General features: G+C 39.8%; 14 protein-coding genes. 4 read left to right on the top strand and 10 right to left on the bottom strand.

What is annotated here, in order from left to right:
• The first annotated feature begins 413 nt into the window (after window positions 1-413).
• The gene (lysC, locus tag ACE2AL_RS02055; RefSeq protein WP_206086220.1) at window positions 414-1,790 is read left to right on the top strand and encodes a lysine-sensitive aspartokinase 3; all 1,377 of its coding nucleotides are present in this window, start codon (window positions 414-416) and stop codon (window positions 1,788-1,790) included.
• A 61-nt stretch (window positions 1,791-1,851) separates the two neighbouring features.
• Here lysC and ACE2AL_RS02050 read toward each other — a convergent pair whose 3' ends face one another.
• From ACE2AL_RS02050 to metH, 3 genes are all read right to left on the bottom strand, one after another.
• Window positions 1,852-3,321: a tetratricopeptide repeat protein gene (locus tag ACE2AL_RS02050; RefSeq protein ID WP_375083910.1), complete on the bottom strand. Its 1,470-nt coding sequence runs from the start codon at window positions 3,319-3,321 to the stop codon at window positions 1,852-1,854.
• Between the two features lie 175 nt (window positions 3,322-3,496).
• A complete protein-coding gene (locus tag ACE2AL_RS02045; RefSeq protein WP_206086218.1) occupies window positions 3,497-4,087 on the bottom strand; it encodes a hypothetical protein in 591 nt (196 codons plus the stop codon).
• 67 nt (window positions 4,088-4,154) lie between these two features.
• A complete protein-coding gene (gene metH, locus ACE2AL_RS02040; RefSeq protein WP_206086217.1) occupies window positions 4,155-7,838 on the bottom strand; it encodes a methionine synthase in 3,684 nt (1,227 codons plus the stop codon).
• A gap of 206 nt (window positions 7,839-8,044) precedes the next feature.
• Here metH and iclR point away from each other — a divergent pair, with 206 nt between their 5' ends.
• The gene (iclR, locus tag ACE2AL_RS02035) at window positions 8,045-8,875 is read left to right on the top strand and encodes a glyoxylate bypass operon transcriptional repressor IclR (RefSeq protein ID WP_225820635.1); all 831 of its coding nucleotides are present in this window, start codon (window positions 8,045-8,047) and stop codon (window positions 8,873-8,875) included.
• An 83-nt stretch (window positions 8,876-8,958) separates the two neighbouring features.
• Here the strand turns inward: iclR and ACE2AL_RS02030 are convergent, their stop codons facing one another.
• The 3 genes from ACE2AL_RS02030 to ACE2AL_RS02020 form a co-directional block, all read right to left on the bottom strand.
• A complete protein-coding gene (locus ACE2AL_RS02030; RefSeq protein WP_375083909.1) occupies window positions 8,959-9,852 on the bottom strand; it encodes an N-acetylmuramoyl-L-alanine amidase in 894 nt (297 codons plus the stop codon).
• A 572-nt stretch (window positions 9,853-10,424) separates the two neighbouring features.
• The gene (locus ACE2AL_RS02025; RefSeq protein WP_225820633.1) at window positions 10,425-10,694 is read right to left on the bottom strand and encodes a helix-turn-helix domain-containing protein; all 270 of its coding nucleotides are present in this window, start codon (window positions 10,692-10,694) and stop codon (window positions 10,425-10,427) included.
• Between the two features lie 458 nt (window positions 10,695-11,152).
• Window positions 11,153-11,932, bottom strand: a complete 780-nt coding sequence (locus ACE2AL_RS02020; protein ID WP_375083908.1) for an N-acetylmuramoyl-L-alanine amidase-like domain-containing protein — start codon at window positions 11,930-11,932, stop codon at window positions 11,153-11,155.
• Window positions 11,933-12,281: 349 nt separating this feature from the next.
• Here ACE2AL_RS02020 and edd point away from each other — a divergent pair, with 349 nt between their 5' ends.
• Both edd and ACE2AL_RS02010 read left to right on the top strand, forming a co-directional pair.
• On the top strand, window positions 12,282-14,108 hold the full coding sequence (edd, locus tag ACE2AL_RS02015) for a phosphogluconate dehydratase (protein ID WP_375084293.1): 1,827 nt from the start codon (window positions 12,282-12,284) through the stop codon (window positions 14,106-14,108).
• A gap of 26 nt (window positions 14,109-14,134) precedes the next feature.
• Window positions 14,135-14,776: a bifunctional 4-hydroxy-2-oxoglutarate aldolase/2-dehydro-3-deoxy-phosphogluconate aldolase gene (locus ACE2AL_RS02010; RefSeq protein WP_206086211.1), complete on the top strand. Its 642-nt coding sequence runs from the start codon at window positions 14,135-14,137 to the stop codon at window positions 14,774-14,776.
• A 67-nt stretch (window positions 14,777-14,843) separates the two neighbouring features.
• Here ACE2AL_RS02010 and aceK read toward each other — a convergent pair whose 3' ends face one another.
• From aceK to metA, 4 genes are all read right to left on the bottom strand, one after another.
• Window positions 14,844-16,583, bottom strand: coding sequence for a bifunctional isocitrate dehydrogenase kinase/phosphatase (aceK, locus tag ACE2AL_RS02005; RefSeq protein ID WP_206086210.1), 1,740 nt, complete (start codon window positions 16,581-16,583; stop codon window positions 14,844-14,846).
• Window positions 16,584-16,688: 105 nt separating this feature from the next.
• Complete coding sequence (gene aceA, locus ACE2AL_RS02000; RefSeq protein WP_206086209.1) at window positions 16,689-17,996, bottom strand: isocitrate lyase; 1,308 nt, start codon at window positions 17,994-17,996, stop codon at window positions 16,689-16,691.
• A 56-nt stretch (window positions 17,997-18,052) separates the two neighbouring features.
• Window positions 18,053-19,651: a malate synthase A gene (gene aceB, locus ACE2AL_RS01995; RefSeq protein ID WP_272539931.1), complete on the bottom strand. Its 1,599-nt coding sequence runs from the start codon at window positions 19,649-19,651 to the stop codon at window positions 18,053-18,055.
• Window positions 19,652-20,014: 363 nt separating this feature from the next.
• Window positions 20,015-20,944 carry a homoserine O-succinyltransferase gene (metA, locus tag ACE2AL_RS01990; RefSeq protein WP_272539930.1) on the bottom strand — a complete coding sequence of 310 codons (930 nt, stop codon included), beginning with the start codon at window positions 20,942-20,944 and terminating at the stop codon, window positions 20,015-20,017.
• Window positions 20,945-21,331 lie beyond the last annotated feature (387 nt).

Here is a 21,331-nt window from a genome sequence, read left to right as displayed (position 1 = left end):
AACACCCATGCAGCTTGAAAAAGCCACTAATCTACATACGCTAAATCATTCGAGTTGCATGTAGGCGACAAGTGAAGATAGACCGATGAGCATACACAAGTATGTGATTCGGCTATCTGAATGCAGTCAACACCCATGCAGCTTGAAAAAGCCACTAATCTACATACGCTAAATCATTCGAGTTGCATGTAGGCGACAAGTGAAGATAGACCGATGAGCATACACAAGTATGTGATTCGGCTATCTGAACGTAGTCAACACCCATGCAGCTTGAAGGATGACGCGTATGACGAAAACCGATAATAACCCCCCCATCATTAGAATTACTGATTTGCTTCGATTCTTGATTGACGCGATTCTATTTACCCGATAAATCTATATAAAGTTTAGGTTTAACCAAAGGGATTGACACCATGAATACCGTAGCGTCTTCGTCAGACAACAATCAGTTTGTTATTGCAAAATTTGGTGGCACCAGTGTCGCGAACTTTGAGGCAATGAACAACAGCGCAAATATTGTTCTTTCCAACCCCAACGTGCGCGTTGTGGTACTTTCCGCCTCCGCAGGCATTACTAACTTATTGATTGAATTGGCTGAAGGTTGTGACGCTGATAAACGCAATGCGCTACTGCAAAAGGTTAAAGATATTCAATATGCAATTATTGATAACTTACAGACTGCAGAGGTTATTCGTGAAGAAATCAATCGCTTACTTGATAACATTGCCCATTTAGCAGATTCTGCATCTCTTGCCACTTCAGATGCATTGACAGATGAAATGGTAAGCCATGGGGAATTGATGTCGACTCTGCTTTTTGTTGAAGTTCTACGCCAACGCAATGCCAACTCACAATGGTTTGATGTGCGTAAGATCATGAGAACCAACGACAGTTTTGGACGTGCTGAGCCTGATCTCAACCAGTTAAAAGCCCTTTCAGAACAACACTTACAAACTCGCTTAGGCGAGTCAGTCGTGATTACGCAAGGCTTTATTGGCCGCGATGAAAAAGGCCGAACAACCACATTGGGACGCGGTGGTAGCGACTATACCGCAGCCCTATTGGCTGAAGTATTGAATTTATCTCGTGTCGATATTTGGACAGACGTTCCTGGTATCTACAGCACTGATCCGCGCGTAGTAGCAAATGCACAGCGTATTGATGAAATCGCCTTCGATGAAGCGGCAGAAATGGCAACTTTTGGGGCAAAAATTCTGCATCCAGCCACATTACTACCTGCGGTACGCTCAGGTATCCCTGTGTTCGTAGGCTCCAGTAAAGCTCCAGAAGCGGGTGGGACAATTGTCAGTGACAAAACCACGAATCCACCGCAATTTAGGGCATTGGCACTGCGTCGTAAACAAACATTATTAACATTACATAGCCTGAAAATGCTGCATGCGCGTGGGTTCTTAGCAGAAATTTTCACTATCTTATTGCGCCACAATATTTCCGTGGACTTAATTACCACTTCAGAGGTGAGCGTTGCATTAACGTTAGATACCACAGGTTCAACAGGGACAAATGGCAGCTTACTCACCAACGCTCTCATGACAGAGCTTTCTGCATTATGCCGTGTTGAAGTGGAAGAAAACTTAGCGCTAGTGGCAATTATCGGTAATGAACTGTCGCAAGTGAATGGACTCGGGAAACAAATTTTCGGTGCATTAGAGTCCTTCAATATTCGTATGATCAGCTACGGAGCAAGCAGCCACAATATTTGCTTGTTAGTTCCAGGTGATGATGCGGAAGATATCGTTCGTACATTACACAGTAACTTATTCGAATAATCCACACGATCCGATCAAAAAACGATAAGGCGATCTTCATGATCGCCTTTTAATTGGAAACTTAACGCTTTTTCAAGTTTTCCATCGATTGATTGATATTATCGGTATAGCGCAGCATCGAAGCCTTAACCTCTTTATTATTCTGCAAGAGCGATAAATTACGTTTTGCCGTTTCATTCCCTAACTCTGCTGCTCGCTCAAACCACATCACAGAACGAAAAATGTTTTTCTCTCCGCCTTCACCTCGGGCATACATCACCGCAAGGTTATTTTGCGCATCACTATTTTTCTTAAAAGCCACTTTTTCCAATAGTTGGCGTGCTTTCTGTGTATTTTGCGCAACACCCGTTCCCGTTAAATAGAAAATCGCTAATTGGTTTTTGGCTTCAAGGCTATCGTCTTCCGCCAGCTGCAGCCAATTGACGACATCCTTGATATTCACATCATTTACTTCACCAGCAACATACATCTTCGCTAATTTAATTTGCGCATCATCAGACTCATTCTTGGCTAACGCTTTGTATAGCTCAATGGCTTTTGCTGGGTTTTTCTCAATACCACCTAATCCTTTTTCATAAAATTCAGCCACTTTCATACCCGCATCCAGTGACTCATTTTGTGCAGCACGCTCGTACCAAACAAATGCTTCGGCTAAATCTTTTCCGACGCCATCTCCAGCTTCATAGGCACTTGCGATAGCCAGTTGCGCATCAACGTTATTTTGCTGAGCGGCTCGTTTATACCAGTACATTGCTTGATAGCCATTTTTTTCGATGAGCAAATGGCCTTGCTGATAAAAGTCACCCATATTGTTTTGCGCAATCGCAGAGCCCATATTGGCCGCTTGGCGATAGAGATAAATAGCGGTTTCATCATTTTTTTCAACACCTTCACCATTTTCATACATCACGGCAAGGTTGTTAACGGCGGCGGCGATATTATTGACAGCACTTCGCTCATACCATTCACGAGCTTTTTGGTAATCCACATTCCCACCAAGACCATCATGGTAAAAAAGCCCCATAGCAAATTGTGCATTAGCATGTTCTTGCTCTGCAGCTTCCGAATACCACGCTTTGGCTTGCTTGAAATTTTGTGTAACACCTAAACCATGCTCATAAAAGTAGCCCAGCGCATATTGGCAATATGCATCCCCTTTTTCTGCACCACGCCGATACCAACGCTCAGCTTGTTTATATTTTTCCTGATTTTGCAATAACATACCGAGATAATAATCCCCATCAGTATTACCCAAATCAGACACTTTTTTAAACCAACGATAAGCTTCTTTATCATCAATGTTTAAAAAATCAGTTCCTTCCATATAGGCAAGCCCAATATCCACCATCGCATCAACATCCCCTGCTTTAGCCGATCTTAACTGAGCTTTAAAATCATCGGGAAGCACCACATCACGACTCTGCGCTGTCGTTTCTGCTGGTTTATTTTTTGTGGAAGGCGCTTCAGAAGTCGCCTGAGCAAAAGAGGTTATACCCAAACAAACTACTAAAAATAAATACCGTAATTTCATCACCACAACCTATTCATTGGCGTTATATTGCTAACATAACACTCCAATAAAAAATTCATAAGGGATTCAAGCTGAAAAAACACGATTAGAAAGGAATTTCGTCGAAAAGCTTAGGTGATGTTCATTCACGACTAAAATGACCACCACCTAAATCAAAGATTAAACCATCAGAAACTTAATTAACACGGTAACCACCATGTTTACTAGCAAATAAATTAAATTTGCCCCATTCAATCAGTAAATGCTCCAGTTTTTGATGGCTAATTTTGCATAACTCAGAAATTTGCGACACCACAAAGTGGTTTTCACTCACCAACTCGGGAGCGAATACCTCTGCTATCCATTCGCACTCTTTCGTCGTCACTAACCAACCATCATTAGTGGAGAACTTATGGACTGGGATCATGCCCTCTTTGCTACTTTCTTGCGATAGTAGCTTGTTTTCATCCACTTGTGCCTGATGAAATGCCGCAATCTCTTCTTGCGAAGGCAAGGGTTCTACCGCTAAACGTTCTTCCAGAAACAAATAAATTTCTTCTGCACGTGCGGGGGTTAACTCACTTTTTAACCAAATTTGGTTAAAACAGTGCTCATCAAGGGACTCATCTGTATCGAGCTTATCCATAATTTGTAAGATGCTCATCATGGCACTAACCGCATCTTCACTCATCAGAAAAGTGCCAGGTGCCGCACTGTTTTGGCTCTGATAAGGAAATGCCACAGATTGTGGCAGTTCATTTTCAATAATAAATTCATAGCTCATCATTGGACCCCTTTAATGTCTTTATCCATAAGATGGTGCCAAACACCTGAAAAATCAATACACTGTTTTATCAATCTTCAGGGTCATAGCCTAAGTTAGGGGCTAACCAGCGCTCCAGTTCCGTTACCGACATCCCTTTACGCTGTGAATAGTCCATTATTTGGTCTTTTTGCAACTGCGCCACCGCAAAGTATTTACTGTCTGGGTGACTAAAATACCAGCCCGATACCGCCGCCCCTGGCCACATTGCATAGGAGCTTGTCAATTTCATCCCCACTTGGTTTTCAACGTCTAATAACTGCCAAATTTTCTCTTTTTCTGTGTGCTCAGGGCAAGCAGGATACCCTGGTGCAGGACGAATACCTTGGTAATTTTCGCGGATTAGCTCTTCATTACTCAAATTTTCATCCGCCGCATAGCCCCAATATTGGGTACGCACCTGCTGATGTAAATATTCTGCAAATGCTTCCGCGAGCCTATCCGCCAGCGCTTTGACCATAATTTTATTATAGTCATCATGCTGTTTTTCGTATTCATCCGCCAGCGCATCCTCTTCAAGGCCACCTGTAACAGCAAATGCCCCAATATAATCTGCTTTACCGCTATCTTTTGGTGCCACAAAATCTGATAAGCAATAATTCGGAAAATCCGTTTTTAAGGTTTGCTGGCGTAGATTCAAACTCCGCGCTTGAACGTTAGCACGAGTTTCATCCGTATAAATTTCAACATCGTCACCAACACGGTTGGCAGGGAATAGGCCAAAAATACCTTTGGGAATCAGTAAATGCTCTTTTTCAAGTCTATCTAACATCTCATTGGCATCATTCAATAACTTACGAGCTTCAGACCCGACGACTTCGTCTTCTAAAATACGCGGGTATTTGCCTGCCAATGACCATGTCATAAAAAATGGCGTCCAGTCGATATACTCTCGCAAGGTCGCTATTGAGGCACTAACTTCTTGAACGCCTAGCGATTTTGGTACAGGAGGCTGATAAGCTTGCCAGTCAATATTCACGGCATTCGCTCGTGCGATATCCAGCGTAACGGGTGGGGTCTTCGGCCTTCTTCGCCCATGTTGTATACGCACAGTGTCATACTCACGACGCGTGCGCGCAACAAAATCCTCTTTTTGTGTTTCAGATAAGAGTGCAGCAACAACCCCAACAGTACGTGATGCATTCTGTACATAGGTAGTTGGCCCTGTATAATTTGGCTCAATTTTTACCGCAGTATGTGCTTTCGAGGTTGTTGCGCCGCCAATCAATAATGGCAATGTGAAACCTTGCCTTTCCATCTCTTTTGCGACGTGCACCATTTCATCAAGAGATGGAGTGATCAAACCAGACAACCCAATAATATCGACATTTTGCTCACGCGCCGTTTTTAAAATTGTTTCACATGGTACCATTACACCTAAATCGATGATTTCATAGTTATTACACTGAAGTACTACCCCAACAATATTTTTGCCAATATCATGGACATCGCCTTTTACGGTGGCGAGTAATACCTTCCCTGCACTACTACCTGACTGCTTAAGCTCTTGAATATACGGTTCTAAATAAGCCACTGCTTGTTTCATCACACGAGCCGATTTCACCACCTGGGGTAAGAACATTTTCCCTTCACCAAACAGGTCTCCGACCACGTTCATGCCGTTCATTAATGGCCCTTCAATAACTTCAATGGGGCTCGATGCACGCTGGCGCGTTTCTTCTGTATCTTGAATAATAAATTCGGTAATCCCTTTCACTAAAGCATATTCTAAGCGCTTTTCCACATCCCAACTGCGCCACTCCGCCTGTTGAACTTGCTGCTCAACCGAGCCTGAACCGCGATATTTTTCAGCCAGCTCCAACAAACGCTCCGTACTATCATCACGGCGGTTTAAAATCACATCTTCGACGGCATCTTTTAACTCCGTAGGCAGGTCGTCATAAATGGCTAATTGCCCCGCGTTGACGATCCCCATATCCATGCCATTACGGATCGCGTAATACAGGAACACCGCGTGGATCGCCTCTCGAACAGGATCATTTCCCCTAAATGAGAAAGAAACGTTGGAAACACCACCAGAAATCATCGCATGGGGAAGCTGTTCTTTGATATCCTTACAAACCTCAATAAAATCAACTGCATAATTATTATGTTCTTCGATACCTGTCGCGACAGCAAAAATATTAGGGTCAAAAATGATATCTTCAGGGGGAAAGCCCACTTCTTCCGTCAAAATCTGGTAGGCACGGCGGCAAATTTCAATTTTCCGTTCACGTGTATCAGCCTGGCCTACCTCATCAAATGCCATGACGACAACAGCAGCACCGTATTTGCGCAATAATTTGGCGTGTTCAACAAAGGCCTCAACTCCCTCTTTCATTGAAATGGAATTCACAATACCTTTGCCTTGTATGCACTTAAGGCCTGCCTCGATAACGTCCCATTTCGAGGAGTCAATCATAATTGGCACTCGAGCAATATCGGGCTCTCCCGCGATCAAATTCAAAAAGCGCACCATAGCCGCATGGGAATCCAACATGCCCTCATCCATATTAATATCAATAATTTGGGCACCACTTTCCACCTGCTGGCGAGCCACATCTAAGGCTTCTTGGTAGTTTTCTTCTTTAATCAAACGCTTAAATTTTGCTGATCCTGTGACATTGGTTCTTTCCCCCACATTCACAAACAACGATTTTGCCCCAATGTTTAACGGTTCTAACCCTGAAAGGCGGCATTCAACAGGTAAACTGGGTAATTGACGGGGCGATATCCCCTTTACAGCTTCCGCCATTTTACGAATATGCAGCGGTGTTGTTCCACAGCACCCACCAACAATATTCAAGAAACCTGCTTTTGCCCATTCTTGGATCTGCTGCGCCATGTTTTGTGCATCAAGGTCATATTCACCAAAAGCATTTGGTAACCCCGCATTAGGGTGAGCACTCACATAACATTCAGCAATTCGTGACAATTCTGCAATATATTGACGCAACTCATCTGGCCCTAATGCACAATTCAGCCCAAATGATATCGGCTGCGCATGACGCAATGAGTTATAAAAAGCTTCTGTTGTTTGCCCTGAAAGTGTTCTGCCTGAAGCGTCAGTTATTGTTCCTGAAATCATGATAGGCAATGACACGCCCAACGCTTCAAGCTCAGTTTCTACTGCAAAAATAGCTGCTTTGGCGTTCAACGTATCAAAAATAGTTTCGATCATGATCAGATCAACGCCACCTTTTACAAGTGATCGAGTTGATTCTCTATATGCCTCAACTAATTGATCAAAGGTGATATTACGAAAAGCAGGGTCGTTCACATCTGGAGAAATCGATGCAGTTCGGTTGGTTGGCCCTAATACCCCAGCAACATAACGTGGCTTTTCAGGGGTTTTCCGTGTCCACTCATCTGCACATTCACGAGCAATACGTGCAGCGACTTCATTAATTTCTGCGGAAATTGCTTCCATTTTATAATCCGCCATCGCAATAGATGTGGAGTTAAATGTATTGGTTTCAACAATATCTGCGCCCGCTTCAAAATATTGACTATGAATTTCTCGAATGATCTCAGGCTGAGTGAGGACTAACAGGTCATTGTTGCCTTTTAAATCACTTGGCCAATCCGCAAAACGCTCACCACGAAATTGTTCTTCTGTTAGTTTGTGCTGCTGGATCATTGTCCCCATCGCACCATCTAATACCAATATACGTTTTTTTAATTCTTGTTCTAATTGATTCACTTTTTCGGACACTGCACTGCCCTCCTGATCGGAAACACTGAGAAATAAGTCAAATTTTTACACTTAACATCCTACCATAACTTTTGTGTTTGAAATTCACTGTTATGATGAGAGTTTCTCAGGTTATGTGACGATCACTTCCTCACTGATCCGATGAGTATTTTCAGCTTAGTTAGTTCATAATAGAATCAAATTTCATTACAGTCAGGAGAGGCTTAATGGCAACGGCACCAATTACAAAAAAACTTAAAAAAGCAAAAGGGCCAGCAAGTGGTGCAACCGCAGCAGGGCAAGTTCAATCATTAAGCCGTGGACTCACACTGTTGGAATATATTTCTGAATCTACTGGGGGCATTGCTTTAACTGATCTCGCATTACAAGCGGGCTTACCAAACTCAACAACACACCGGCTATTAATGACCTTAGAACAGCACGGCTTTGTACGCCAAACGGGTGACTTAGGTTTGTGGGTTATCGCCTCCAACGCCTTTATTATTGGTAGTAGTTTCTTAGAAAGTCGGAATTTGTTAGCGTTAGTTCACCCTATTTTACGTCGTTTAATGGATGAATCTGGTGAAACCGTCAATTTAGCGATTCTTGACCATACTGAGTACGATGCCGTTATTGTCGACCAAGTACAATGTACTGCATTAATGCGCATGTCTGCGCCAATTGGTGGCAAACTCCCTTTACATGCATCTGGTGCAGGTAAAGCGTTTATCGCTAATTTACCTGAAGATAAGCTCATTCCACTTTTAAGCCGTAAAGGGTTACATGCTTATACCCCCTTTACCTTAACCAACCCTTCTGCATTAAAAGAAAATTTACAGCAAGCCAAGAAACAAGGGTTTTCTTATGATGATGAAGAGCATGCTTTAGGCTTAAGATGCATTGGTGCCTGTATTTATGATGAACACAAAGAGGCTTTTGCTGCGATATCTATCTCTGGGCCGTTATCTCGAATCACAGATGACCGCATTACAGAGTTAGGTGCGATGGTCATCAAAGCGGCAAAAGAAATTAGCCGCGAGTATGGGGCAAATCGCTAGTTTCAGCATCTCAGAAACATAAAATGCGGGGAAACCCGCACTTTTATTGGTAACACACTGTAAAACCAAGGGAGTTTAAAAAACTAATCCCCTTGCTGTGTAGTAGGGACATGTTCTAGCTGCCTCGTTCTCTCAAAGGCTTTAAATTTTGATATATCACGATATTTTTCAATCAATGCAAGGGCGATAGCTTCTGTCTCTGCATCCGCTAACCCCTCAATATCCCGCGGTCTGAAGTGTAATTGAAATGCACGTAAGGTTTTTTTCGTTTGTACATCCAACTGACCTGATAACGAAATACCTGAATACCCGTAAAACTTCAGCGCTTTCTGGAGACGAAGTATATTAGCAGGCTCATTCACATTTCGTTCTGCAAGGTACTTACTCACTGTTTTAGGATCAGGCCAAGCCCCGATGCCTTGTTGTGAAAGGCGTTGCCATGGAAAGGCTCTACCAGGGTCTTGCTTACGTAACGGTGCAATATCACTATGACCAATGATATTCTCGGGAGGAATGTTATACCTCTGCATAATATCTTTTAATAACGGAATTAAGGCTGTAACCTGTGACTCATTAAAAGGAGGCCAGCTTTTGTCCCCTTTTTTATCTCCCTGAAAGCCAGCATTCACAATTTCAATCCCTATTGAAGAATCATTCAGGCTGGTATGGTAAAGCCACCGGCTATCACCTGCATGCCAAGCCTTTAACTCTTCAGGAACGAGTTGCAATACAATAGGTTTACCCTCTTTAGTATCTGGATGACTTGGAATTAGATAGTGAGAACTGACCTTACCTTTCGTCAATATTTTAATAGAATGATTATCATCAGACACCGTATAGTGCAAAATAACATACTGGATGCGTTCACTGGTATTTTGAGAAGGGTAGCGTTTATCGACGTAATAACCATTATTTGACGTGGGAGCTGTACACCCAACAAGTAAGAAAATGAAAAATATCCCTATATATTTCAACATCAAACTTTAACCTTATCCTACCTGTAGTGTGTTACATATTTAAACACAAGGTTATCGATAACACTATAGAAACCGTACAGCTTTTCTATAGTAGAACTTAATAGAAAAATTGTAGGTAGAATAAATTAGCATAGGTGCATTTTTTAAAGCTTACCTACCCTCTTCTATCTCTTATAGAAAAAATAAGTAAGCTTGTTTTTCATACTACAATACATTTTTTATGTTCAGAATGAAACAAAAAAACTTTCATCAATCACCATTTTTTACTAATAGGCGCTTGTTGTTACCTACTTAAAAAATGAAATAAAAATACAAAAAATTATTAAGAAGATATTAATCGCTTTAATTTGAAAAAATATTAATTCAATTAATTACAGTTGTGCAAAATAGACTTGAATATTTTTCACTCTTAAGAATTTATCATCATAACGATACTTATAACAGTAAGTACAATCCATTAATTTATTTTTATTAGGCAACGTAATAAATGAGAAATCAGTTCCTTGTAGGTAGAATCACTTTTTAATACAGCAAATTAACCATGAAATTTATTGAAATATCATAAAAAATTTTTAACTTGGTATTAGCTCATTTTTTTCATACTCAACCTGCTTTATGATCAATTTAGTAATTTCATTAATATCGATATCTAGAAAAATGACTATTTCAATTAATTTATCTAAACTTAATTTGTTAATTCCTAACTCATAACGAGACACTTGTTGCTGGCTTAACTGAATAACTGAACCTAGCTCATTCCCAGATAACCCCTTGCTCACTCTAGCTTTTCGTAAATGATTTCCCAATAATGCATAAATATTTTTCTTGTTAACGATATGCATAACCATCTCCTAAATAAGAAAATAAAATTTAGCTAGTATTAATCATTATAAAATTAATCGAATACATTTAAAATAGTTATGAACAATCAAAATAACAGAAATTGATAGGTAAACCTGTTTTTTATATACAAAAAAAAGAGACTTTCGTATTATTTATAAAGCAATCTATTGCTTTATAAAAGCTTTTTTTAAATTTAATGCATTTAAAATATATTGTGATACTTTATTGATCAAATCGATAATTTAATATCCTTTTACACTTTTAATGTTACTGGTAATAATTAGTAACTAATAAAAATACATACCAATTCATATTCTTAATTTAATTTCATTTTTTAAAAAAAGTGAAACTAACTGTTTAATTGCTACCTAAATGAAACTCCCTTTTATTTATGACAAATAATCAGCAAAAATGATTAAATAGCTATTATTTTAATCCTTATGATTTGATAATTAATCTATTTTGCCCTCAAAATAATAATGCCCTGTTTTCCTGCTAAATAATGCTTTAACTCGGCATCACTGACTTTTAAGTTTCCTTTTAGTGACGATGCATTTCTAAATAAAGTATTATCTCCTTGTTTAATAATGATACCGACATGTGAGACATCCAACCCACTGTTTTTAGAATAAATACCAATGTAATCCCCTGTTTTTAAATGATTAATGACATTATTATCAACAAATCTCACTGGTATATAGTGGATTAGCCTGTCTTTTACAGACACCCCTGCAATAAAAAAACTACCCTGGTTATTCAAATTAAGTCTTTTATTTACCATTACCGCATGTGGACTGATTTGTGGAGTAATATCCCAAGCGATTGGGTTAGGTTCTTGTGCCCAATCCGAAAAAAAATGACGCCGATTAGTAAAGCTAATATTCTGATCAACATAACGAATATCTGTTAAGTTTGTTATAAATTGCTCATAACTTTCAGAGCGTTTGAATGCCTCTGTATATTCAATAAACGTCATACAATCCATCGCTTTTAAGTTCACAACGAGTGTTTCTATGGTGGCCCGAGATTGATTTAACGTATATTTATTATACGGTGTGCCTATTAAAGACTGAGTAATCATTTCAACTTTTTCTGCTTGCTGATGATGTTGACTTAATTCACGTTGCTGGCTGAGTATATTCATCAAAACCGTATACGACCCTGCGGATAGCGCTACCTGTGCATTCACAATGGATGCATATAACCACACTACAACAATAACAACGTGTTTTAGCATTCGAAGACTCTTGTATTTTTATCCGCTACATTTAACTCAATCATCGTATAAATAGCATCAATCAGCCATTAACACCTTTATTTTTATCACTATAGCATGCGATTTGCTCTTTTTCTGCACAGAACTGTTGATTGGCTAATTTTGATTAAAGTCACAGTTAGTGTTTAATTTTCACTTTGATGATTGCTATTTAAACTTTTTAGCTAAACAATGTTACCGGTAACAATGTTTGATTTTGAAAAAATAACGGCTGCTGAATGAACAAGACACAATCTAAAACCAAGTAGAAATCATTATTTTTTATCCGCCTTATGGAGCAATTATCATGAGCAAAAGTATCTCTGAAACCATGACATTAACCACTATCCATGATGAACTGGCACATATCACTCAACGCATTATTTGTCGTTCAGCACAAACACGTGCCGCTTATCTGAGCAAAATTGAACAGGCTCGTACCACAACTGTTCATCGCGCTTCGTTAGCTTGTGGTAACCTCGCTCACGGTTTTGCTGCCTGTCAGACAGAAGAAAAACAAATACTCAAAAGTATGACTCGGGCGGATATTGCCATTATTAATTCTTATAACGACATGTTGTCTGCGCATCGTCCATACGATCACTACCCAGAACAATTAAAAAAAGCATTACTTAATGCAGGCTCTATCGGACAAGTCGCAGCTGGCGTTCCTGCCATGTGTGATGGCGTGACTCAAGGGCAAGATGGTATGGAACTATCTATGCTCAGTCGTGATGTCATCGCAATGTCAACAGCAATTGGCTTATCTCACAATATGTTTGATGGTGCACTATATTTAGGCATTTGTGACAAGATTGTGCCTGGTTTAATGCTTGGTGCTTTATCATTTGGCCACCTTCCCGCGATTTTTGTTCCCGCAGGTCCCATGTCTACAGGGTTACCCAACAAAGAGAAAGTGCGTATTCGCCAGCTATATGTTGAAGGGAAAGTTGGCCGAAGCGAATTATTAGAAGCCGAAGCCGCATCCTATCATGGTATTGGAACTTGTACTTTTTATGGAACAGCTAACTCAAACCAAATGGTTATGGAAGTCATGGGCTTACATTTACCAGGCGCATCTTTTGTTCCTCCCGAAACGCCCCTACGTGATGCATTAACAAACGCAGCTGCACAACAAATCACTCGTTTAACTGAACAATCAGGCCAATATTTACCTATCGGGCATTTAGTTGATGAAAAAGTGATCGTCAATGGTATTGTTGCCCTACTTGCAACGGGAGGTTCAACCAACCTCACCATGCACCTCGTTGCCATTGCCCGTGCCGCAGGTATTATCATTAATTGGGATGATTTCTCTGATCTCTCTGAGATTGTCCCGCTGATTTGCCGTATTTATCCAAATGGGCAGGCGGATATCAATCAGTTTCAAGCAGCAGGGGGGGTTGCATTATTAATTCATCAATTACTACAAAAAGGGCTATTACATGAAAACGTTAATACGGTTGCAGGTTTTGGCCTTTCCCGTTATACACAAGAACCTTGGCTAAATAACGGTCATTTAGAATGGCGTGATGGCCCTAAAGATTCATATAATCCCGAAGTCATTGCACAAATTGATAAGCCTTTTTCCCATCATGGTGGAACAAAATTACTTTCTGGTAATTTAGGCCGTGCAATGATGAAAACATCTGCGGTTCCTGAAGAAAATCAGATTATTGAGGCTCCTGCGGTTGTCTTTAATAATCAAAATGATATTGCCGCCCAATTTGAGTCAGGAGCTTTAAATCGGGATTGTATCATCGTCGTTCGTTTTCAAGGCCCATCCGCTAATGGCATGCCAGAGCTTCATAAATTAATGCCACCTCTTGGTGTGCTAATGGATAGGGGCTATAAAGTTGCCCTAGTGACTGACGGACGACTTTCAGGCGCATCAGGTAAAGTACCATCGGCCATTCATGTGACACCAGAAGCATACACTGGTGGGCTCCTATCAAAAGTCAAAGATGGAGATATGATCAGAGTGAATGCGCTAACTGGTGAACTACAACTCCTTATTGATGAGCAAGAAATCGCGAAACGTCCCGTATGTAAACATGGCTTGAGTGATAAGCATATGGGTTGCGGCAGAGAGCTTTTCGGTGCATTAAGACGCAATTTATCTGATGCCGAAAAAGGCGCCTGCAGTATTGATTTTTAATCTATTTTTACTAATAGGAATAAAATATGAATAATTGGAAAACGTCAGCAGAGGCTATTCTTAAACAAGGTCCTGTCGTCCCCGTCATTGTTATCAAAAAACTAGAACAAGCCGTACCTCTCGCAAAAGCCCTTATTGATGGTGGTATCAACGTGTTAGAGGTGACTCTAAGAACTGAGTGTGCCATTGATGCAATTCGTTTAATTGCTCAAGAAGTACCAGAGGCCATTGTCGGAGCTGGTACTGTCATTAATGCAAAACAACTCATGGAAGTTTCCCAAGCAGGTGCTCAATTTGCCATCAGCCCAGGTTTAACCGAAGAACTATTAGCCGCCGCAGTTCAAGGAAATATCCCCTTAATTCCAGGTATTTCTACCGTTTCAGAGCTGATGCTTGGTATGAATTATGGTTTAAAAGAATTCAAATTTTTCCCCGCTGAAGCGAATGGTGGCGTTAAAGCACTCAAAGCCATTACAGGCCCATTTTCGCAAGTAAAATTCTGCCCAACTGGTGGGATATCATTAACTAACTATCGTGACTATCTAGCTCTAGATAACGTGCTTTGTATTGGTGGGTCATGGTTAGTCCCTGAAGATGCATTGAACTCTGGGAACTATGAAAAAATCACACAGTTAGCTCAAGATGCAATTCAAGGTATACAAGCCTAAATTTATCAACGACTCGGCTATCACCGAGTCTCTATCTAACTCGCCTTACAAGGGATAATACGACCACTCAACAAGGTAGTAATTCGTTAAATTGATAGCAAAAACGTAATTCTTCACGGTATGCATAAACATCCTCTACATGACCATTTAAAATGCGTTTTTGTCGTGTTTGCCAATAATCCGCTGAAAACAAATCGGCATGATGTTGCTGTAAATAATCACGAATTTGCCTATTTTGGCAAATAAATGAAGCAAACTCCTCTGGGAAAACATCATGCTCGCCGATGCTATACCACGGCTCCCCAGATAATTCCTGCTCAGGGTACTGTGCTTCGGGTATATGACGAAAATTGACCTCCGTCATATAACAAATTTCGTCATAATCATAAAACACAACTCTCCCATGCCGTGTGACACCAAAATTTTTAAAAAGCATATCCCCTGGGAAAATATTTGCAGCGGCCAACTGTTTAATTGCCCAGGCGTACTCATTCAATGCATTATTTAGCTGCTCACCATTTGCGTTATCCATGTAAATATTCAGCGGCACCATCTTTCTTTCCATATATAAATGACGAATTAATATCTTGTCCCCCAGATCTTCAATCTGTGATGGTGCTTCATTTAACAGTTCTCTCATTAATTCGTGGCTAATCGCACTTTTATTTATCACAAAATTTTCAAATTCTTGGGTATCCGCCATTCGCCCAACTCGATCATGTTCTTTGACGATCCGATAACACTCTTGCACCCTTTCTTTTGTCACATTTTTTTGCGGTGCAAATGTATCTTTAATAATTTTAAATACCCGATCAAAAGCAGGTGCAGTGAACACCAACATCACCATCCCTTTAACCCCTGGCGCAATGGTAAATTGCTCTCTAGAAAAGTTAATGTACGCTAAATACTCTCGATAATATTCTGTTTTCCCATGTTTTTGGCACCCAATCGCCATATAAAGCTCAGCAATCGACTTACTTGGCAGGATTTCCCTTAACCAAAACACCAGTGCTGCAGGAAAAGGGGCATATACCATAAAATAAGAACGAGCAAAACCAAATACGATACTCACCTCATCAAATGTGACTAAACAAGTATCAATATATATTTTGCCATGTTCATCTTGATGAATTGGTAATAAAAATGGATACACTTTATCGTTAATATAAATTTTGCCTACCAACCAAGCTGCTTTATTGCGGTAAAACAGCTCATTTGCAATATGCAGGCTACATTTTTGCAAATTAGCATTCAAAAACTGATGTTCAAGAGATTTTATAATACATTGAATATCAAAACTTAAATTTCTCCAAGGTAACCTTAATGGCAACCCACTCAAAATTGAAAACAGCAAAGAAGCTAAATTATCATCCGCATGGTATTCCCTCGCGAGAGGCCGCGGAGAAGAAGAAAAGCGTCTCGCTGGCTGCGAGGTAAAGATAAATAAGTTATCCTGGGTCAGTTCTCTATGCTGAAATAATCGGCAGTATACTGAGTTAAAAAAACTTTCTGCAATTTCAAAGCGTGGATAATCAGGTAACAATGTTTTATAAACATTTTTGATTAACGCCAATTTATCAGGTGTTAATGATTGTACTAACCCCATAAATTGTAACTGAGCAACAACTAATCCAACATGATGATCATATAGTTGAATACGTTGTTTCATCGCAGATTGCACAGCATGCCAGTCTGCCCGCTCAAACCGTTCTTGAGCCCCCGATGTTATTTCAAGGAAGCGCCCATATTGCGCATCAAATCCCTGCAAGATTGTTTGGGCGATGATCTGCTCAGTTGTCAGGATCATATTGACCCCCCATTTATTTCTTTAAAGAAAAAACAGGCACTTAACGTGCCTGAAAGTTAACCGATACATCAAATAAACAGAAACACCGAATAAAGAAAATACTGACTAGAATTGCTCTTCTTCTGTTGACCCCGTTAAAGCCGTCACTGAAGAAGTTCCACCTTGAATAACAGTTGTCACCTTATCAAAATAGCCTGTCCCCACTTCTTGTTGGTGTGAAGAGAAGGTATACCCCTTATTCATTGCCGCAAATTCACATTCCTGAACTTTTTCTACATAATGGCGCATTCCTTCTCCTTGCGCATAAGAATGTGCAAGGTCAAACATGTTAAACCACATACTGTGGATACCTGCTAATGTAATAAACTGGAAGCGATAACCCATAGCTGCGAGTTCATCTTGGAAGCGGGCAATCGTGGCATCATCTAAGTTCTTCTTCCAGTTAAACGATGGAGAGCAATTATAAGCCAGTAGCTTTCCAGGGTATTTCGCATGAATAGCATTCGCAAATTGCCTTGCAGCTTCTAAGTCAGGTTTTGATGTTTCACACCAAACAAGGTCAGCATATGGTGCATAAGCTAAGCCACGACTGATCGCTTGCTCAATACCCGCATTAGTACGGAAAAAGCCTTCTGATGTACGTTCTCCCGTCACAAAACCTGCATCATACTCATCACAATCGGAAGTCAAAAGGTCAGCAGCATCCGCATCTGTACGAGCAATTAAAATAGTTGGAACACCAGACACATCCGCAGCTAGCCTTGCAGCAACCAATTTTTGGATAGCTTCTTGGGTCGGCACTAAAACTTTACCCCCCATATGACCACACTTTTTCACTGCCGCAAGTTGGTCTTCAAAATGTACAGCCGCCGCACCCGCTTCTATCATATTCTTCATTAACTCAAAGGCGTTTAGTACTCCACCAAAACCCGCTTCGGCATCCGCAACAATAGGCAAAAAGAAATCAATATATTCTTTGTTATCTGGCCCAATCCCATTAGCCCATTGAATTTGGTCAGCTCGACGAAAAGTATTATTAATCTTCTGCACAACTGAAGGTACGGAATCAACAGGGTAAAGTGACTGATCTGGATACATACTCGAAGCAGTATTTGCATCAGCAGCGACTTGCCAACCTGACAAATAAATCGCTTCAATGCCTGCTTTTGCTTGTTGCAAAGCTTGCCCGCCCGTTAATGCACCAAGTGCATTAACATAGCCTTTTTTAGATTTCCCGTGCAGCTGTTCCCAAAAACGTTCAGCGCCTTTACGTGCTAATGTATATTCCAAATTAACTGAACCACGTAACTTAATAACGTCTTCAGCCGAATACGGGCGTGTAATACCTTTCCAACGTGGTTTTTTCCATTCATTTTCTAATTGGGCAATTTGCTCTAAGCGCGATGTCGTCATGATCCACTTCCTTTATAAAAATATGTAGGGTTTATCGAATGTTATATTTGCAATTATTAGTCTAATAATTGGTATCCAGGGATAGTCAGAAACTCAATGAGCTCGTCTTGCGTTGTAATGCGCCTCATTAAATCTGCCGCCTCTCTGAAACGCCCACTTTGAAAGCGCTTATCTCCCAGCTCTTTTTGGATAACCTGAAGCTCTTCATCTAACATCTCTTCGAAAAGAACCTTGGTTACCTTTTCACCATTTGACAAGGATTTACCATGCCTTATCCATTGCCAAATAGAGGTTCTTGAAATTTCAGCTGTTGCCGCATCCTCCATTAGTCCATAAATAGGGACACAGCCATTACCCGATATCCAAGCTTCGATATACTGCACTGCAACGCGGATATTCGCTCTCATTCCAGCATCAGTTCTTTCACCAGAACAAGGTGTTAAAAGCTGCTCAGCGGTGATTTCTGGGTCAGAATCACGAGACACATCAAGTTGGTTAGCCCGCTCACCAAGTGTCTTATCAAAAACCGCCATGACAACATCAGCTAAACCTGGATGCGCTACCCAGGAGCCATCATGGCCATTTATTGCTTCTAATTCTTTATCAGCTCTTACCTTGGCTAGAATCGTCTGGTTTTCTTCTTCATCTTTACTCGGAATAAATGCAGACATCCCCCCCATGGCAAACGCCCCGCGACGATGGCACGTCTTAATTAACAAACGAGAATATGCACTTAAAAAGTCTTGGGTCATTGTGACGACTTGCCGGTCGGGCAACACCCTATCAGAGTGCTCTTTTAATGTTTTGATATAACTGAAAATATAATCCCAGCGTCCACAATTTAATCCAACAATATGGTGGCGCATGTGATAAAGGATCTCATCCATTTGAAATACGGCAGGTAATGTTTCAATCAAAACCGTTGCTTTAATTGTTCCTCGAGGTAATCCTGCAAAGTCTTCGGCAGCACTAAAAACATCACTCCACCATTTCGCTTCCTGCCAAGATTCTAGCTTTGGAATGTAAAAATAAGGACCACTGCCTTTTTTTAACAATGCTTGATAGTTATTGAAAAAATACAGTGCAAAATCAAATAACCCGCCAGGAATTGGCGTGTCACCAAATAACACATGCTTTTCATCGAGGTGCAAACCCCTGACGCGGGCAATTAATACAGCAGGATCTGATTTAAGCTGATAAACCTTACCATTCTCATTGGTATAGGAAATATCACCGTTAATAGCATCACTTAAGTTGATCTGCCCATCAATTAACTTTTCCCAAGAAGGCGAAAGAGAATCTTCAAAATCTGCCATAAAAACTTTAACGTTAGCGTTCAAGGCATTAATAACCATTTTGCGTTCCACAGGGCCTGTAATTTCAACACGACGATCACGTAAGTCTTCTGGAATATTTTGTATTTTCCAATTTTCATTTTTTATGGAATTCGATTCCGAAATAAAACCTGGCAATTCACCTGCATCAATTTTTGCCTGTCTTTCCAGCCTTTCTTTCAGTAATTTATTTCTGCGAGGTAAAAAAACCTCAACTAAATGAACAAGAAATTCAATAGAATCATTATGTAATACTCGATTATCTCGATCAGCTATTCCTTTAGTAAATATTAAATCTGATGCTAATAATTGGTGTTCCATTGAGCAACCCTCATTCATATTTGTTTATGAATTAAGCTTAATCTCAAAAACAAAATAAATCAAAAACGATTTCCATTTTAATGAAAAACACTAATAACTAAATGATAAATATGAGTTTTTTTATAAATTTTTTTAGGTTTTTATTTTCGTTATTAAAATAAAATATGTTAACTATCTGTTAAATAAAGTAATTATCAAACGATTTATAATTAGAATAGTTTGTCCGAAAAACAAAAAAGCAGCTACAAAGTAGCTGCTTTTATACTGTAAATGATCTTTTAACTGGAATTTAACCCCATAAAAATTAATAAAGTCCCACATTCCTAATGATTATTAAAAAACCAGCAAAATAATGATTCTTTTTTAGTCTAAAGTCGGCTCCATGTGACTAAGATCGAAAGGTGTGATCTGGTACACATAATAATTCAACCAATTAGAAAAAAGTAAGTGCCCATGACTCCGCCAACTGATCAATGGCGGGTTGTTTGGATCATTATTTTTAAAATAATTACATGGGATCTCTGGAGATATCCCCGCATCAAAGTCACGCCAATACTCCTGAGCAAGCGTATCTTTATCGTATTCAGGGTGCCCTGTAACAAAAGCAAGGCGTTTATCTTTAGATGCAAATAAGTAAGCTCCAGCTTCTTCAGAACTCGCTAGTATTTCCAAGTCCGTATACTCTCGAATAAGCTCCTCAGGAAAATCAGCATACCGTGAGTGAGGCGCATAAAATGAGGCGTCAAATCCCCGAGTTAGTAATGCATGTGGCTCTAATGTATCATGTTGATAAACACCCGAAAGTTTTTCTGTACGTGTCCATTTTGGCAAATCATAAAGCACTTTTAATGCTGCTTGTACCGCCCAGCAAACAAAAAGTGTTGAAGTCACATGATCTTTAGCCCATGTAATCACTTTTTCAATTTGGCTCCAATAACACACATCATCAAATTCCACTAAACCTAAAGGAGCTCCAGTGACAATTAAGCCATCAAAATTTTGTCCTTTAATATCCTCAAAATCACAATAAAAATTATTCAAATGCTCTATCGGTGTATTTTTTGACTCTCTTTGGTCAATTCTCAATAGTTGAATATCAACCTGTAAAGGTGTATTCGACAATAGCCTTAGGAACTGGTTTTCAGTTTCTATTTTTTTGGGCATTAAGTTTAATATTAATACTTTCAAGGGACGGATCTCCTGAAGGCTAGCCCTTGTCGTTGTCATGACAAAAACATTTTCTTCGCGCAAGAAATTCACAGCAGGTAACTCGTCTGGTAAACGAATCGGCATCGTTCATCCCCTTTTTACACTTTTATACGTTTAGACTTCTAGAATGCTAAATAATCTAACCAATGTTAAGCACCTTGTCGAGTATTTCAAGGGTGATTGAAATAATTTCATGCCAAGTGACTTGTCTTGATTTCTTTTCAAATATAGCAGAGACGTAACTAGCTGATTTTATATATTTTTTATCTACTCATGATAATTTATAGATACTGATTTAACTTATACACTTTTGATATTAATTAGAGCTAATCTAATCTTCTTCTTCCCTTAACCAAAAGGGTCTACCAATTCAAATTAATTAATAAAAAATAATAAAATCAATTCATTAACTAGAAAAATCAAAATATTGTCATCTACTTCACCATAATCTAATAAGAAGTAAAAAACACA

The sequence above is a fragment of the Providencia xihuensis genome (assembly GCF_041953405.1).
In the GTDB taxonomy this organism is placed as follows: Bacteria; Pseudomonadota; Gammaproteobacteria; order Enterobacterales; family Enterobacteriaceae; genus Providencia; species Providencia vermicola.
The sequence above is the reverse complement of the archived record's forward strand: the minus strand, read 5'-3'. Positions and strand labels throughout refer to the sequence as shown.